Source organism: Flavobacterium sp. WG21, from assembly GCF_000335775.1.
GTDB lineage: Bacteria > Bacteroidota > Bacteroidia > Flavobacteriales > Flavobacteriaceae > Flavobacterium > Flavobacterium tructae.
The window spans coordinates 1-16,423 of sequence record NZ_AMYW01000031.1; the positions used below are offsets into that span (position 1 = coordinate 1).

Below are 16,423 nucleotides of genomic sequence, written 5' to 3' on the forward strand. Positions count from 1 at the left end.
TTTTTTATAGAAAGAATCTAAGAATCTAAGAATCTAAGAATCTAAGAATCTAAGAATCTAAGAATCTAAGAATCTAAGAATCTAAGAATTTAGCCCTGTAACGGCGTAGTTGCCTTCGCCTTTACAGGACTTGGTTTCTTGATGAGTTTTGCTTCTTCGCTAAAACGGGTAAGTTCGATTTTTGGACTTCCAAACAGTGAGATCTCTGACTTATCGCCGGCTGCGATTGCTAAATTGTTTTCTGCTAAAATAGTAGCGACAGAAGAGCCTTCAGTGGTAACGTTAGCCTCTTTTAAAGTAAATTTTATTCCTGTAAAAACAGCGTTATTGTCTAAACGGATTGTTGCTTTTTCGGCGATACCTTCAATAGCGGCAGTTGTTTTTTGGTACAAATCACATTTGAATTTTATGGCAGAAACTAATGTTTTAATCGAAGCGTTTTTGCTGAGTTGTAAGGAAGCATCTTCTGATTTTAAGTTTAGTTCGGTTTTGGATCTGTCATCTGCAAACAAACTGAATTTTTTTGAATTTACGTTGAGTAGTAATTTAGCATAATCGAAACTATGAAAAGTGATATCGTCTAATTTAAGTTCCTGAATGGCATAGACTACAGCCTCATTTTTGGCAATTACGGTTTTTAATGAACCGGTATAGATAACATGAACAACCAGTTTTTTGAAGATCGTACTTTCTTTGGCAGTATAGAGACGAAGTACTTTTTCTCTTAAATCCGTTCCAATGATTTCATGCAGATTGTCATCGGCTTCAATTCTAATTTCATTTTTTTCTCCTCGTTCCAGGTAAACTTCCAGATTGTCATCTGCTTCAATGCCATCAAATTCACCAACTTCTTTTACCGAAGTGGTTACAATTTTTGATCCTTTTATTTTTTCTCTTCGCTGGGCAAAAGTTAAGGTCGTAACCAATAATAATAGAAGAAGGGCCGTATTCTTTTTCATTAATTCTAAGATTTGATTTGGACAAATATAAAAAAATCATCCACTTTCGATGAATGATTTTTTTACATTTAACAGATAAATAAGGTTTATCCCTGGCTAATCGTTCCTCCTGAACTTGAAGTTTTTTCAATTGTTTTTGGAGTGATGTCATAATTGACAGTTCCTCCGCTACTGGCTGAGGCTTTAAGGTTTACAATTGGATGAACATTTACGTCTCCTCCGCTTGAGGCTTCGGCATGAATTTCATTTGCCAAAAGTTTACGAGCACTAACACTACCGCCACTTGAAGCTGAAGCCTGCATTTTTAATGCTTTTCCTTCCAGGCGGATAGAGCTCCCGCTGTCTGAATCACAAGTAATGTTATCCGATTCGATATTCACATCTACAGTTGAAGCACTGGAAGCTTCAATATTAATATCCTGACCCTGAATTAGGCCTTTACTCATAATAGATGCGGCGCTCCAGGCTGCTAATTTATCGATAACAGGCATTTTTACGGTTACCCTTTTTGTGGCAATATCCTGAAAACTATTGTATTTGCATTTGATGTATAGCGTTCCATTTTCCACTTTTGTTGTGATTTCCTGTTGAATGTTATCGTCAGCTTCAACAACAACTTCCGTAGAATCAGATTGGATGATAACAAGATCTATCGCATTGCTAACCGACACTTTTGTAAAATTACCGGATAGGGTTCTTTTTTCAGTAGTAACATTTCCGCTTCCTTTAATAGTATTCACATTAAGGTTACAAGAGGCAAACAATAATGCAGTAACTGCTGCAATAATGAATTTTGTAATATGAATGATTATTTTTATCATGGCCTAGTTAATTTTGATTACAACTCCGTTTTTATCAGTGGTTAATTTTCCTTTGGTTTTCTTTGCGTTTAAAATTTCTTTTCCGTTTACTTCGATGGAAACTCCATTTACGGTATCGTTTTCTATGAAACTTTTTTCGGTCGTATCATCATATTCGTCTCCATACTCATTTTCTTCGGCAGGGCAGTCAAGGCATTTGATTTTTGAACCTTGCACTTTGTAATTGTAGTTACCGCTAAAGTGTAAGTTGAAAAAATCATTGTCAGAATCGTCATAATCTTGTACAGATGAATCCGGCTTGAATAATTGCCCTTCAGGTAAGTATAAATATACATCTACTTCCTGTCCTCTGAATTTGTTTTTTACATCTGTAAGAAAATAATTATCCAAAATTAAGCGATTTCCGTTAAGCTCAAACTTGTAGTTGATTTTTTCTGCTCTTTGTTTGGCATTGATAAACGAGTTTCCTCTGGCTGTTTTTTCAATTTGAATGTAAGGAGCAGCTTCATCTGTAGGTAAAACATGCAAGCGAACATCGTTAGAATAGATTAACTGATTGTTGGCAGAGTCTTGTACAAATTCAAAATCGCTACGGTGGTCCAGATCTTTCGCATAGTAATCATTGTATCTGAATTTTACGAAAAGAGTATCTTTTGGAGTAATGTTGATTGATTTTTTCTCGACCATTTTGTTGTCGTATGAAAGTTCTGTCGCTTGTTTGATTCCAATGCTGATCGCGATAGCAACTGCAATAATCCAAATGGCTAATAATGTATATTTGGTAATGTTTCCAATGGACTTCAGGTTTGGAGATAACAATTTGAAACCTAAAAGTGTCAAAAAGAAAAATGGAATTCCAACAGCAAAGAACATTAATAAACCAAATGACCAAAGCGGATAATCTGTAAAGTTTCCGGCATCTACAAAGTTTTGCCATGGAAAATCAACAAAAACATTAGTTCCTAAAGTGAAAACTCCAATTAGCAACATAATCAAAGTACTGATTCCGGATATGATTAAAATGACTCCTAAAAATTTAGCGAATATTTTAAAAACCGTCATGATAAAGTCTCCAAATGAACTACTTATTCTCTCAGCTCCCGACTTTACCTGGTTTCCCATTGCGTCATAATCTGCATTTTTAAATTTATCAGATAAGTTTTCAATTTCTTCACGAACTTTTTTCTCAATGTTCGAGATCGTTACCGGTTCACCAGTCATTTCCAGTTTCTCCGAAGTTGTAATTGCTTCAGGAGTTACGATCCAAAGAACGAAGTAAGCTAAGATTCCGGTTCCAAAACCTGCGAAAACAAATATTAAGAAAATAATTTTGATCCAAACAGCGTCAATTCCAAAGTAATGCCCTAAACCGGTTGCTACACCACCAATCATTCCTTTTTCTTTGTCACGGTATAATTTTTTGTGTTTTCTTGTTCCGTAATCATTAAAAGACTGATTTGTTTTTTCTTCATCTTCCAGAATATAGTCTTCAGGCTGTCCCATAACGGCAATCACCTCATCAACATCTTTCAGTCCTACAACATGTTTATCGCTTTTTTGTTTCTCAATTAATAATTCTGAGATACGCATTTCGATATCTTTGATGATTTCATCCTGTCCGGACGAGTTGGTAAGAGATCGTTTTATGGCGTCAAAATAGCGTGTCAGTTTTAGATATGCATCTTCATCGATGTGAAAAACCATACCGCCTAAGTTAATATTTACTGTTTTGTTCATGACTTATTGATTTTGATTGGTGATTAGTTTTACGGCGTCAGACAATTCTGTCCAGGTACCGCTAAGTTCGTTTAAAAATGTTTGTCCTATTTCGGTTAATCCATAATATTTCCTTGGTGGTCCTGAAGTAGATTCTTCCCATCGATAATTAAGCAAACCGTCGTTTTTCAGCCTAGTTAAAAGTGGATAAACTGTTCCCTCAACAACTAGTAATTTTGCGTTTTTTAAAGTGTCTAATATTTCTGATGTGTAGGCATCTTTTTCTTTTAATACAGATAAGATGCAAAACTCAAGAACACCTTTGCGCATCTGTGCTTTTGTGTTTTCAATGTTCATAATTTCATTTTGTTTTTTTTTGATTGAACAATTCGTTTTTTGATTGATGATGATTGATTGATGATTGAGATGCCGGTTTACCCTTCCGGCTCGGGTGATTGATGATTGATGATTGATTTCGAAACTTTTGTGATGATAGTCAATAAGGTTCCGACTATAACTTTTAATTTTTATGTTAGGCTGAGCGAAGTCGAGGCCTACTTAATAAAAGGGATTGTTATCGGGTACTTGTATAATTCTCCGTTTGACGCTTTTATCGAAGCGTAAATCACTAAAAAGAATTCAACAAATTTTAATACTCCAAAAAGTAAAACTGCCGTTGCTCCAATACTTAATAATGCAATGTTTCCATTAAAGTCAAAATTTCTGATGATGAAATTTTCGTCGTTAAATACAGCTTCCATAGGAATATTTTGTAAAAAAACAGTGATGAAGATCGGGATTGCAATTAAGGCCAAAACCAGAGTGTAAAGCAAAAGACTCAGTTGAAAATTTAAAGTCTGTTTTCCGTGGTGGTTTACAAATTCTGATTTGTCTTTGTAACTCGTCCAGATTAATATCGGGAAAATGTAGTTCCCAAATGGAATGATGTACTGACTTAAAGTGCTTAAGTGTGTGAACGTTGCAGTGTTCTTTTCTGATGAAGTTTCCATGATGAGTGGTGTTGTTGTTTCCATGATTAAAAGTATATAGTAATTTCTTATGCAAATATATATCTAAAAGACAGTATCTTGTTTTGCATAGTACCAAATATTAACAAAATATTAACAAGTTTAAAATTGTTTGAATGCCTATAAAACGCTGAAAATCATTCGGAGTGCCTGAGTTTATTGGTAGTCCTTGAAAGTATTTTAAATTTATTGTGCGCGCATAGTTTTTTTGTATTTTTACATAAAAAAATAAATACCATGGCATTATCCGTTTCCAAACTCAATAAATTTGTATTATTCAAACTGCCGTCGGCCTACATTTGTGGTGTGCGTGTAAAGGCAATCGACAAAGACAGATGTGTCGTAAGTGTTAAGCACCGATGGATCAATCAAAATCCGTTCAATTCGATGTATTTTGCCGTTCAGGCAATGGCAGCAGAGTTAACTACCGGAGCATTGGTAATTTCTCAGATTCAACAAAGCGGGAAAAAGATTTCGATGTTAGTCGCTAATAATAAAGGGAACTTTACCAAAAAGGCGACAGGAAGGATAACATTTGTTTGTAATGACGGACACTTAATCGCCGATGCAATAAAAGAGACCATCAAAACCGGTGAAGGACAAACCTTCTGGATGAAATCAATTGGAACAGACGAAAGTGGTACTCAGGTTTCAGAAATGGACTTTGAGTGGAGCGTTCGTGTTAAATAGTTTTTTCGCCAAATTCCGCCAAAGGGAACGCACGAAGTGATTTCGCAAATTATTTTTTGCAAATGTTCAGATATCTGGGAGGAGCAATGATGGCCTTTGATGAAATTTAGAGCTTGGTCAAGGGAATAGAGACAGGCATTTGGTCATGAATTAGTATGCAATTTAAAAGTCAAATGATGAATGTCGAATGTAGTTTGTGACAATTGCTTTACGCGTTCCCTTTGGTTGGGGCATATTTTTATTTGTTTTGAAAAAAAACTTAGTCGAAATGACAAGGAACAAAAAAAGAGGCTAATGACAGCCTCTTTTTTGTTGAAATTAAGTTTCGTTTATTTTTTAGAGCAACAAGATTTCTTATCTGTTTTTGCAGTATCTGTCTTTGCAGTGTCTGTTTTCGCATTATCCAATTTTTTACAGCAGGATTCTTTTTTAGCTTTTTCTTTTTTTGGAGCTGGTTTAGTGTCTTGAGCCTGAACACCAATTGTAAATAAAGCAACAGCTAAAACGGCAAATAAGTTTTTCATTTTTGTTTAATTTAAGGTTTTACGATTTTGTTTTTTAATTGAAGATAGAAATTCAAATATAGAAAGACTTTCTAAAGTTAACTCTTACGGTTTAGTTAATGTTTTTGTAATAATTCATTTTAAAACGGGGCATAGAGAGAAGGTTATTATAGCGCTTTAATGCTATAAATTTGGATAAAAGTACATACGCCAATTTGTTTAATAATTCAGATTTACTCCAAAACCAACTCCCATATCACTGTCATAATGCGTTGTGATTCCGAAGTTTCGTCCAACGATGTATTTCAAACCGGCCATATACTCTTTGTCTGTATTCCACATCAAATTCATGCGCAGACGTCTGGCAAGAGGAATGTCTTTCCGTTCAAACTGAATTCGGACATTTCCATCAGTAAAAACCTCAACTTGTGCTTTTACCAGCATAGGCAAGGTATACTCAATACCGGCGCTTAGAACCGAACGATGGTCTTTGGTATTCTTTTGTCCGAACATATTTTGTTCTTGTTCGTCAATTCCCATTTTTCTGTAACGCCAGTCAAAACCGATGAAAGGCATAAACCATTGCATTTTGCCTATGTAACGGCCAATATGTGTCTCTGTTTCGAAACCGTTTTTGTTGTTATAGCCTAATCTCCATTCGGTACCAATGCTCCAACGCGTACTGCTTAAAAGCGCTTCTCCGTCATTTCCGTTAGAGGCAAAGTCATTTTCTGCTCTAAAATGAAACATACGATCGTCCATCTTCAGCATCTTATCGGCCATTTTTTTATCGTGAATTAGTGGATTGGGTGCCTGATTCTCGTAAGTAAAAATACGTCCCATTCCGGCCATCATGTGGTACAGGATATGACAATGAAAAAACCAGTCTCCTTCGGCATTGGCCTGAAATTCGATGGTATCGGTTTCCATCGGCATAATGTCAATCACATTTTTTAACGGAGAGTAATCGCCATGTTCGTTCAAAATTCTAAAATCATGTCCGTGTAAATGCATGGGATGACGCATCATTGATCCGTTGTACAATACGATTCGGACGTTTTCGCCTTTTTTGATCAGGATTTTATCAGTTTCAGAAATAACTTTATTGTCTAAACTCCAAACATAACGGTTCATATTTCCGGACAACTCAAAACGCAGTTCTTTTACCGGTGCATCTTTAGGCAACGTTGTTACCGTTGGCGATTTTAGCATTCCGTAATTCAAAGTAGTAATTCCGGCAACTTCAGTTGTGTCTGTAGCCATGTTCATGCCTTCCATGTTGTGATTGGAGTGATCTTCCATTTTCATAGGCTCGCCACCTCCGGTAATCTCAGGATACATAACGGCATTCATATCCATTTTGTTCAGCGACATTTGCATACCCATATCGTTCATGTCACCATTCATCTTCATCATATCATTCATCATTTTCATTCCTTCGAAATATTTTAATTTCGGAAGATGGTTGACAGACTGTTTCGTTCCTGCTCCTAAAAATAATGAAGCAGCTCCGGTTCTGTCTTCGGCTGTAGCCAGGAATGCGAAGGATTTTTTATCTTCAGGAATAGTAACCACCACATCATAAGTTTCCGAAACCGAGATAATCAAACGGTCAACTTCTACGGGCTCAACATCATTTCCATCACTCGCCACAACAGTTATTTTTCCACCGCCGTAGGTCAGCCAGAAATAACTCGAAGCCCCTCCGTTTGCAATTCTCAGTCTTACTTTATCGCCTGCTTTAAATTGTGAAAGCTGTTGTTCGTTTTTACCGTTGATCAGAAATTTTTCGTAATAAATATCACTGACGTCCATGGCATTCATACGTTTCCATTCGTTGGTTACTTTTGTTGCAAAGTGACCTTGTTTAATGGCTTCGGCATAACTTTGTGTCGTTCCTTTTTTTATGGCGAACCAATCGTCAGCATTGTGCAGCATTCGCTGTACATTTTCCGGTTTCAGATCCGTCCATTCGCTTAGAATAACCGGAATTGTCGGTAAATCATCGATTCCTTTTCTAATGGTCGGATCGTCTTTCTTTTTATTAATGATAAAAAGACCATACAAACCAATTTGTTCCTGTAACCCGGAGTGGCTGTGATACCAATACGTTCCATTTTGAATAATAGGAAAACTGTATTTGTGCGTTGTTCCCGGTTTTATGGGCATTTGGGTTAAATAAGGAACACCGTCTTCCTTATTCGGTAGAAACAGTCCGTGCCAGTGTAGTGCGGTGTTTTCTTTTTTTAAGTCGTTGTGTACGTAAATTTCTGCTATATCTCCTTCCGTAAAAGTCAGAGTGGGCATCGGAATTTGTCCGTTGACCGTAAGAGCTCTTTTTTCTTTTCCGGAAAAATTCACAATAGTGTCCCGAACATGCAGATCGTAACGAACCACTTTTTGCGCTTTTGTACTAAAAGTGATTAAAAAGAGGAGTATAATAGTCTGTAGTTTCATATTGATTTTTTTAAGGTTGGGATTTCGTAATCGTAGAGAGTTTACCATTACTAAAACCTAACTTGATTTTTACCTGCGTTATTTGGGTACTTTCGATCTCCATTTCGGTTCAGGTTCCTATTGTCGTAATTTTTCCCTCGGGCTGTAAATGTCATTTTTTCAATGTTTTAAGTATTACAATGCAAATTTCCGAAGTAAAGCTTACTTGGGGATTGTACAATTTTGAGAATGATTTGTAAGATTTTAAAAAATATCCAGTCACAAAGCTCGCAAGGGCTTATGTAAAGGGTGTAATCATTTATAGGGGCCGTAATTTTTTTGTCACGCAGATTTTAAAAGATTTTGAACAGATCTTACAGATTATTTAGGAGTAAATTTTTAAAATGTAAATCTGCTCAATCTGCAGAATCTGCGAGAAACAAATTCTTTCAAATTCTTTTAGTTACGGGTTAGAATAAATGAAAATGGATTACAAATTCTAAATCTCAATGCGGTTTTTATCCTTCAATTGTTTAAAACCGGTAGGAGTAAAGCCTGTGATTTTCTTGAATTGATTGCTCAAATGTGCTACATTACTATAGTTTAGAGCATCTGCAATCTGACCTAACGACAGTTCATTATAAAGGAGCAGCTCCTTTACTTTTTCTATTTTTTGGCTGATAAAGTATTTTTCAATAGTTGTGTTTTCAATCTCTGAGAATAAATTGCTTAGCGTGCTGTAATCCTGGCTGAGGTTTTTAATTAAGTGATCAGACAAGTTGACTTTGTGGTCGTTGTTTTTAGAATGAATCAGGTCAGCGATGTCTTTTTTTATCCTCTCCACCGTCTTGCTTTTTTTGTCATCAATAAAATCAAAGCCCAGTGTCTGTAAACTTTTGAGCAGCACTTCCCTTTGACTTTCAGAAATAGAGTCCTGTAGTTTGACTTCACCTAATGCAACAGAAATTGGATGGAGTCCAAGTTTTTTAAACTCAGACTCCACAACCATTATACATCGTCTGCACACCATGTTTTTGATGCAGAGTGTCATATTTACTTGATCGTTTCTACCACACTTCCGCAAGTTAACATTGACGAACCGTAATAAGGATTTTTAATCGTCTTTTCTTTGCTCAGCCAGTCGGCATCGACCATCGGGCAGTGTTGTTTGTATACGGCCTGATCTGATTTTGACACTTTAATAAGTTCGTAAGTGTTTTTGGAGAGCGATTTGAAAGTTTCGCGCTGTTTTTTAAGATCTGTGGTAGCCGAAATACTTTTAGCGTCAGCCGTTATTTTTTTCATGACTTTCATCCAGGCGTTGTGTTCTTCACCCTTCAATTGGTTCATTTTTATAGCTGTGATGGCATCCAGTAAATCTTTGGCTTTTGCCGAAGTGAGTTTGGCATCGCTTTTAATTAAGGCATCTTTTACCGTAAAATAAGCATCATAAACGGTTTGTAACTGACTTGAATCGGCAACTTCTATTGTTGTAGTTTCTCTTTTTATGGAAGTGGCCAAAATAATATTAGCAGAAAAAGCGACTAAGATTACTATTACTATGGTTAAAATTGATTTTTTCATTGTATCTGATTTTATTAGAGCGTTAAATTCCCTCTAAGTTAAATAATTTAAGATTGATTATTACTAATTATAGTCTCATAAATAATCTGATGCACAGTGTGTTACTTTTTTTATGAGAAATAAAAGCTTCGTTACAAAGCGTAACTTTGGCTGTCAGAGATACAAATTATTTTATTTTTGGGGGTGACCAAATAGAAGTAAAACCAGCAGAAATACTGATGTTTTTGTAGTAAGGTATTGTTTTTTCCGGAGAGAAATTGAATAGATTTTTTTCAAATTCAAATTCATTCTTTGTCATTAAGCTGAATTGAAGCCCGGATGGGGTACAGCCCGAATGATCACATTTTCGATTGCAGCCGTGCTTATCATTTTTTGAGCCGTTGTCTTTTTTGCAACAGTTTTTTTGAGAAGTATCAGCCGTCTCATGTTTTGAAACCGCTTTCTTTTCGCAGGAACTTTTCGCGTTCGTTTTTCCGCAGGCATAACCTTCACTTGGCATCAGTAAGAAACCAAAGGTCATGATTAGAAACACTATGTAAATTTTTCCTGTCAACGAAAATGTTTTAGAATTACAAATTTAGGTATTTTTTTTTACTCTTGAGTTTTTTGAAATTCAATACTCACAGTTTTTTATAATCGGTAGGTTTCATGTTTTCCTTTTTTTAAAGTAATTGGAAAGGTGGCTTTCATCGGTAAAACCAAATTCATGAGCAATTTGTTTAATGGGCAGCTGATTGTTGTGAATTCGCTTTTCGATTAAAGTAGTTCTCAGATTGTGAATGTACTCACGATAGCTTATGGCAAAAGTTCTTTTAAAGTAAGCGCTGAAATAAGTTTGGGCAATATTAAAGTGATCTGCAATAACTTTAATCTGAACCAATTTGGGGTTGTAAATGTTTTGATGAATATAGGTTGCGATTTGTTCGTTGTCAATAGGAGTTGATTTCAGTTGCAGATTCATGCAGCGGATGGTTTCTTTAATCAATCCAAAAATGGAAAGGATCTGATAAAAAATTATTGGCGAGCTCGAAACATCCGTCTTACAATTATAAGCAGTAATGTTTTCGATCGTATTTTTTAAAATGGTTTTGCAAGGATCGTCTAATTTTAAAATGGTTTCCTTCAGCAACTTGTTCCGCATAAAATCCTCCGGAGTGTTCAGCAGTAAATCATCACAAAAAAGATTCCTGTTCGAATCAAAATAGTTGTCAGTAAACTTGATGTAAACAAAACGCGTTCTTTTTTTAATATCGAAATAATGCTCGTCTTCCGGAGAAATCACAAAGAGATCACCAGATTTATAAGGCAATAAGTTGTGGTTAAGATGGTGAATTCCGTTGCCTTTTTTGATGTAAATAATCTCATAATAGGTATGAGTGTGCGGAACATGGGGAAATACGTCATCTTCGAACTCATGAATGACAAGCTTTTCAAACTGATTGAATTTAGGCATAACTTAAATTTACAAGTTTATGTCGTAAATATACAATTTATTTTCTGCTTAACAGTGTTAAATTTGCAGCATAGAAATTCTATTCCTTTCTATTACAAACAAATGAAAAAAAGTCTTATTGCACTCTCATTAGGAGGTTTGACTATCGGAATTACCGAATTTGTCATGATGGGTTTGCTGCCTGATATTGCTTCAGATATGAAAGTTTCGATTCCGGTTGCCGGATATTTAATCTCTGCTTACGCACTTGGTGTTGTCATTGGTGCGCCTTTACTGGTAATTCTGGGAAGAAATTTTGCACCCAAAAAAATGCTTTTAATTTTGGCTTTGATGCTGACGGTATTTAATGCTCTTTCGATTATTGCCCCTGATTACAATTTTCTATTCGCTTCAAGATTTCTTTCGGGATTACCGCACGGAGCTTTTTTTGGAGTTGGTGCTGTGGTAGCGAGCCGTTTGGCCGATAAGGGTAAAGAAGCTCAGGCGATCGCTATTATGTTTTCGGGTTTAACACTGGCGAATTTAATAGGTGTGCCTATTGGTACTTATATAGGGCATAACTTTATCTGGCGTTATACTTTTGTTTTAATTGCCGCTGTAGGTTTGCTAACGTTTTTATTTATTTCGTTATGGATGCCAAATCTGGAAAAGAGCAGAACGGTCAATATGAAAACCCAGTTATTATTCTTTAAGAAAACAGAAGCCTGGCTAATTATTGGAATTACAGCCATTGGATTCGGAGGTCTTTTTGCATGGATTAGTTATATCGCACCTCTAATGACAAATGTTTCTAAGTTTGCGCCCGAGGATGTGTCTTATATTTTGATTTTGGCTGGTTTAGGAATGCTGGTAGGCAATTTTGCCGGAGGTAAACTGGCTGATAAATATTCTCCGGCACCTACTGTACTGGCGCTGCTTTTTGTTATGGCGATTGATTTAATTATGGTGTACTTTTTCTCCTTCAATCAATATGTATCTTTATTCCTGACTTTTTTAACGGGTACTGTTTCTTTTTCGGTGATTGCTCCAATTCAGATGTTAATGATTAAAACGGCTAAAGATGCTGAGATGATTGCTTCGGCAGCGCTGCAGGGAAGTTTTAATATCGGAAATGCGTTGGGAGCCTTTTTGGGAGGTTTGCCATTGTCTGCAGGGTACAGTTATGCTTCGCCAAATTTAATCGGTTTGGTTATGGCGTTAAGCGGAATGGTAATTACTTTTGCTTTAATGCAGAAACATAAAGGGAATTTGCAGTTGCAAAAAGCGTAAAGATTTTGTTGTAATCTTTGAGAGCTATTGTTGTTGGTTAGATTTAGACGATGCGAGAGAAGCGTAAGCGGTAAAAAGTTAGCTAACGTTAAGGTTTGCAAATTATATTAAAAAAGAGTCTTGAACTTATCGGGTTCAAAGACTCTTTTTTTGTTTTTTTGATTCCTCCCAAGCAGGGTTGTAGTATGTTGTTTTTCTTTTTAGTAAGAATATGGTGTCTTTACAGTGGTAGCTTGACTTCGTATGCGATAATTTTTGTGACAGGAATACTGTTTTTTGTTATTTTTTTTGAAAAAACAGCCATTAAAAACAGCTCAAAAAAGAAGTTGACAATATCGCAATGAGTTCCCTTGTAATCGATTGTTTTTTTGTAAAACCACCGCAATCTGCTAAAAAAAATAAAAATGTATTTACTATTTATATCGGACTTAAATTGCATTTGTGATATAAAAAGGCGGTTTTATTTTTGGTATGTCATTTATTTTGGGAAATTTTTATGACTTTTAATTTTTTATCTCAAAAAAATATTTAAGTTTGTGTAATCGATTACAACTTTTTTTAAGGCTAAAAAAATGACCTTATTTAGAAGGTCAAAAAACAACTCAAAAAAGAAACTGTTGTCTTAGAAGTGAGGCTTTGATTATCAGTTAAAAAAAGAGGGAACCTAATCAAAACGAAATAACCACTTAGAACAAACAATTAATAACTTAAACAATCAACCATGAATTTTAAAGATTTATTTAACAAAGGAGCAAATTGTTGCTTTGCAGTTGTTTTCTTATTGTGCTTACTGGCCGGCAATCAAATGCAGGCGCAAAGTATTACACTCGAAGGAACCGTTAAGGATGCTGCAGGACTCACCTTGCCGGGTGTTAATATATTAGAGAAAGGAACAAAAAACGGAACTTCCTCAGATTTTGACGGACGGTACAAATTAAAATTGACCAATCCCAAAGCAGTTGTAACCTATTCGTTTATAGGTTTTAAAACCAAAGAAGTCAATGCTGCCGGAAAAACGAAAGTTGATGTTGTTTTAATTGAAGATTCAAATGCTTTAAATGAAGTGGTTGTGGTAGGTTACGGTACCGTTAAAAAATCGGATCTGACAGGGGCAGTTTCTTCCATTTCAGGAAATGACCTGAAAAAAGTTCCGGTTTCTAATATCGCCGAAGCTTTAACGGGTAGAATCGCCGGAGTTCAGGTTACTTCAAGCGAAGGTTCACCGGATGCCGATATTAAAATCAGAGTGCGTGGAGGCGGGTCTTTAACACAAGATGCTTCTCCGTTAATTATTGTAGATGGTTTTCCGGTAAACAGTATGAATGATATTGCGGCTTCTAATGTTGAATCGATGACGGTTTTGAAAGATGCTTCTTCTACTGCAATCTATGGATCAAGAGGAGCAAACGGGGTTATTATTATTACGACTAAAACCGGTAAAGACGGAAAAATGGCTGTGAGCTATAATATGTTTTACGGAATGAAAACCATGGCCAAAGAAATCGAGGTTCTTCCGGTTGATGATTTTGTAAAATGGCAATACGAATATGCATTATTGGATCAGACGGATAAAACGATTTTGAGCAATCCAAGCTCCTATACCAAGTATTTTGGCAGCTGGCAGGATCGTGATTTGTATAACGGTTTAAAAGGAACAGATTGGCAAAAGCAGATTTACGGCCGTCGTGGTGAAGTAAACAGCCGTGATTTAGGAATTCGTGGAGGGAATGAAAAGCTTAGTTACAACTTTAACTATGCATATTACGATGAAAAAGCAATTATGGCAGGTTCGAATTTTAAAAGAAACAACCTCTCATTGGCCTTAAAAAATAAAGCAAGCGAAAAAATAGACCTTGGATTTACAGTGCGTTACTCTGATACTGATATAAATGGTGGCGGTGCAAACGATCAAAATCAGGCTTCATCATTAGACAGCCGTTTGCGCCATAGTGTGGGTTACGCACCAATTCCAATGCCGGGATTAACTACTGATAATGATGATCAGTCTGTGAACAGTTATCTGGTAAATCCATTTTTGGCAATAACAGACAATGACCGTCAGCAGTTCCGAAAAAATTATAATTTATTGGGAAGCTTTGGTTGGAAACTGGCTAAAGATTTAAAATTTCAAAGTGATTTAGGATTGGACAATTCAAACTATTCTGATTATCGTTTTTATGGGTCTTCTACTTATTTTTCAAGTACAGCCAAAATAGGTGCAGGAAAGCCGGGTATGGTCATGAGTGATCGTAAAGACGTACGTTTTAGAAATGCCAATACTTTAAACTATGATTTTAAAAATATTCTGGGAGACAATCATCATTTGACGGCACTTTTAGGAGAAGAGATGATTACGACAACCTCAAACACCGTAACTACGACGATTTTAAATTATCCGAAATTTTTTGATTTAGATCAGGCTAAGAAATTAACGACACAGGGAACACCTTTTTCAGTGGACAATTTTTACAGTGCGGATGATAAATTGCTGTCCTTTTTCGGACGTTTAAATTATGATTATAAAGACCGCTATTTGTTAACAGCTTCTTTTCGTGCAGACGGTTCTAGTAGGTTTTTAGGAAACAATCGTTGGGGGTATTTCCCGGCAGCAGCGGCAGCATGGAAAATTTCTGAAGAGGATTTCCTGAAAAATGCTTCCTGGTTAAATCTTCTAAAGCTAAGACTTAGTTATGGTGAGGCGGGTAACAATAACATTCCTGTTGGGCAAACCGTTCAGAGTTATTTGTCCAGTACAAATGGGTTCATAAACGGTTTCGATAGCTATTGGTCTCCATCGAGTGTTTTGGCAAATCCGGAATTGAAGTGGGAGACTACTGTAACGCAAAATATTGGTCTGGATTTCGGGTTTTTTAAAAATCGTCTGAACGGAACTTTTGATGTGTATAAAAATGTTACGAAGGACTTACTGATCGAGTTTCCGGTAGGAGGTACAGGTTACAAAACCCAGTTTAGAAATATGGGTGAAACACAAAATACCGGTTTTGAAGCAACCCTGAATTTTATAGCCATCGAAAAGAAAAATTATGGTTTGAGCTTTTCTGTGAACGTTGGAATGAACAAAAACCGAATCAACTCTCTTGGCGTAATGGATAATTTTGGCACAAATACCAATTGGGCGTCTACTGATGTTGGGAATGATTATGTGGTAAATGTAGGTTCTCCAATGGGATTAATGTACGGATATCAAAGCGACGGACGCTATGAAGTTTCGGATTTTGATTATACAGGAGGAAAGTACACCTTAAAAGCAGGAGTTGTTGATGCAAGCAGTGTAGTAGGTGCTTTACAGCCGGGGATGATGAAGCTGAAAAATACAGATGGTTCTGCTGATAATAAAGTGACAGCATCGGATCAAAAAGTAATAGGAAATTCTAATCCTAAACATACCGGAGGTTTGGTTATTAATGCAAATGCTTACGGTTTTGATCTTTCTGCCGCTTTCAACTGGAGCGTTGGTAATGATATTTACAATGCCAATAAAGCCGAGTTTTCAACAGCAAACCGAAACGGGCAATACAAGAATTTAAGCACCGAGATGGCAGATGGCAAAAGATGGACAAATTTAGATCCTGCTTCGGGACAATTGGTAACAGATCCTGCTGCTTTAGAAGCGCTAAATGCCAATACTACGATGTGGTCTCCTTACATGCAAAAATTCATGTTTACAGACTGGGCAGTAGAAGATGGCTCGTTCTTCAGATTGAATACGCTGACTTTAGGATATAGTACACCGCAAGCCTTAACCTCTAAGCTGGGAGTAAGTAAATTGAGATTCTATTTTACCGCAACGAATGTGTTTGTAATTACAAATTACTCCGGTCCGGATCCTGAAGTGTCCACAAGAAGAAAAACTCCGCTAACACCGGGAGTTGATTATTCGGCTTATCCGCGCAGCAGGCAGTTGGTTTTTGGTTTAAACCTTAATTTCTAATTTAAAACGTAT

14 protein-coding genes are annotated in these 16,423 nt (G+C 36.3%); 3 read left to right on the forward strand and 11 right to left on the reverse strand.

Annotation, left to right across the window (positions count from 1 at the left end):
• Positions 1–89 precede the first annotated feature (89 nt).
• The 5 genes from C245_RS0118320 to C245_RS0118340 form a co-directional block, all read right to left on the reverse strand.
• Positions 90–959 (reverse strand): GIN domain-containing protein, encoded by an 870-nt coding sequence (locus tag C245_RS0118320; protein ID WP_017498069.1) that lies wholly within the window; start codon positions 957–959, stop codon positions 90–92.
• Between the two features lie 86 nt (positions 960–1,045).
• Positions 1,046–1,780 carry a head GIN domain-containing protein gene (locus tag C245_RS0118325; protein WP_017498070.1) on the reverse strand — a complete coding sequence of 245 codons (735 nt, stop codon included), beginning with the start codon at positions 1,778–1,780 and terminating at the stop codon, positions 1,046–1,048.
• A 3-nt stretch (positions 1,781–1,783) separates the two neighbouring features.
• Positions 1,784–3,517, reverse strand: a complete 1,734-nt coding sequence (locus C245_RS0118330) for a PspC domain-containing protein (protein ID WP_017498071.1) — start codon at positions 3,515–3,517, stop codon at positions 1,784–1,786.
• 3 nt (positions 3,518–3,520) lie between these two features.
• Positions 3,521–3,853: a PadR family transcriptional regulator gene (locus C245_RS0118335; protein WP_017498072.1), complete on the reverse strand. Its 333-nt coding sequence runs from the start codon at positions 3,851–3,853 to the stop codon at positions 3,521–3,523.
• Positions 3,854–4,050: 197 nt separating this feature from the next.
• Entirely contained in the window at positions 4,051–4,530 is a 480-nt protein-coding gene (locus C245_RS0118340) for a DUF4870 domain-containing protein (protein ID WP_017498073.1), read from the reverse strand.
• Between the two features lie 231 nt (positions 4,531–4,761).
• Between C245_RS0118340 and C245_RS0118345 the strand changes: the two genes are divergently transcribed.
• Entirely contained in the window at positions 4,762–5,214 is a 453-nt protein-coding gene (locus tag C245_RS0118345) for a DUF4442 domain-containing protein (RefSeq protein WP_017498074.1), read from the forward strand.
• 329 nt (positions 5,215–5,543) lie between these two features.
• On the opposite strand, the gene C245_RS23250 is transcribed toward C245_RS0118345, so the two are convergent.
• From C245_RS23250 to C245_RS23255, 6 genes are all read right to left on the reverse strand, one after another.
• Entirely contained in the window at positions 5,544–5,738 is a 195-nt protein-coding gene (locus C245_RS23250; RefSeq protein ID WP_017498075.1) for a hypothetical protein, read from the reverse strand.
• Between the two features lie 198 nt (positions 5,739–5,936).
• Entirely contained in the window at positions 5,937–8,174 is a 2,238-nt protein-coding gene (locus C245_RS0118355) for a multicopper oxidase family protein (RefSeq protein WP_017498076.1), read from the reverse strand.
• Positions 8,175–8,652: 478 nt separating this feature from the next.
• On the reverse strand, positions 8,653–9,204 hold the full coding sequence (locus C245_RS0118360) for an AraC family transcriptional regulator (RefSeq protein ID WP_026110148.1): 552 nt from the start codon (positions 9,202–9,204) through the stop codon (positions 8,653–8,655).
• A gap of 2 nt (positions 9,205–9,206) precedes the next feature.
• The gene (locus tag C245_RS0118365) at positions 9,207–9,737 is read right to left on the reverse strand and encodes a DUF3347 domain-containing protein (protein WP_017498078.1); all 531 of its coding nucleotides are present in this window, start codon (positions 9,735–9,737) and stop codon (positions 9,207–9,209) included.
• Between the two features lie 166 nt (positions 9,738–9,903).
• Complete coding sequence (locus tag C245_RS0118370) at positions 9,904–10,290, reverse strand: hypothetical protein (RefSeq protein ID WP_157495910.1); 387 nt, start codon at positions 10,288–10,290, stop codon at positions 9,904–9,906.
• A gap of 93 nt (positions 10,291–10,383) precedes the next feature.
• Complete coding sequence (locus C245_RS23255; RefSeq protein WP_017498080.1) at positions 10,384–11,190, reverse strand: AraC family transcriptional regulator; 807 nt, start codon at positions 11,188–11,190, stop codon at positions 10,384–10,386.
• 102 nt (positions 11,191–11,292) lie between these two features.
• Between C245_RS23255 and C245_RS0118380 the strand changes: the two genes are divergently transcribed.
• On the forward strand, positions 11,293–12,459 hold the full coding sequence (locus C245_RS0118380; protein ID WP_017498081.1) for an MFS transporter: 1,167 nt from the start codon (positions 11,293–11,295) through the stop codon (positions 12,457–12,459).
• Between the two features lie 721 nt (positions 12,460–13,180).
• Positions 13,181–16,411, forward strand: a complete 3,231-nt coding sequence (locus C245_RS0118390) for a TonB-dependent receptor (RefSeq protein ID WP_017498083.1) — start codon at positions 13,181–13,183, stop codon at positions 16,409–16,411.
• The last annotated feature ends 12 nt before the right edge of the window (positions 16,412–16,423 follow it).

Excerpts from the sequence above, each read along its gene's own strand:
- C245_RS23250 (WP_017498075.1), bottom strand. The coding sequence starts at position 5,738 with ATGAAAAACTTATTTGCCGTTTTAGCTGTTGCTTTATTTACAATTGGT.
- C245_RS0118325 (WP_017498070.1), bottom strand. The coding sequence starts at position 1,780 with ATGATAAAAATAATCATTCATATTACAAAATTCATTATTGCAGCAGTT.
- C245_RS0118360 (WP_026110148.1), bottom strand. The coding sequence starts at position 9,204 with ATGACACTCTGCATCAAAAACATGGTGTGCAGACGATGTATAATGGTT.
- C245_RS0118340 (WP_017498073.1), bottom strand. The coding sequence starts at position 4,530 with ATGGAAACAACAACACCACTCATCATGGAAACTTCATCAGAAAAGAAC.
- C245_RS0118365 (WP_017498078.1), bottom strand. The coding sequence starts at position 9,737 with ATGAAAAAATCAATTTTAACCATAGTAATAGTAATCTTAGTCGCTTTT.
- C245_RS0118320 (WP_017498069.1), bottom strand. The coding sequence starts at position 959 with ATGAAAAAGAATACGGCCCTTCTTCTATTATTATTGGTTACGACCTTA.
- C245_RS0118345 (WP_017498074.1), top strand. The coding sequence starts at position 4,762 with ATGGCATTATCCGTTTCCAAACTCAATAAATTTGTATTATTCAAACTG.
- C245_RS0118355 (WP_017498076.1), bottom strand. The coding sequence starts at position 8,174 with ATGAAACTACAGACTATTATACTCCTCTTTTTAATCACTTTTAGTACA.
- C245_RS0118390 (WP_017498083.1), top strand. The coding sequence starts at position 13,181 with ATGAATTTTAAAGATTTATTTAACAAAGGAGCAAATTGTTGCTTTGCA.
- C245_RS0118330 (WP_017498071.1), bottom strand. The coding sequence starts at position 3,517 with ATGAACAAAACAGTAAATATTAACTTAGGCGGTATGGTTTTTCACATC.
- C245_RS0118380 (WP_017498081.1), top strand. The coding sequence starts at position 11,293 with ATGAAAAAAAGTCTTATTGCACTCTCATTAGGAGGTTTGACTATCGGA.
- C245_RS0118335 (WP_017498072.1), bottom strand. The coding sequence starts at position 3,853 with ATGAACATTGAAAACACAAAAGCACAGATGCGCAAAGGTGTTCTTGAG.
- C245_RS23255 (WP_017498080.1), bottom strand. The coding sequence starts at position 11,190 with ATGCCTAAATTCAATCAGTTTGAAAAGCTTGTCATTCATGAGTTCGAA.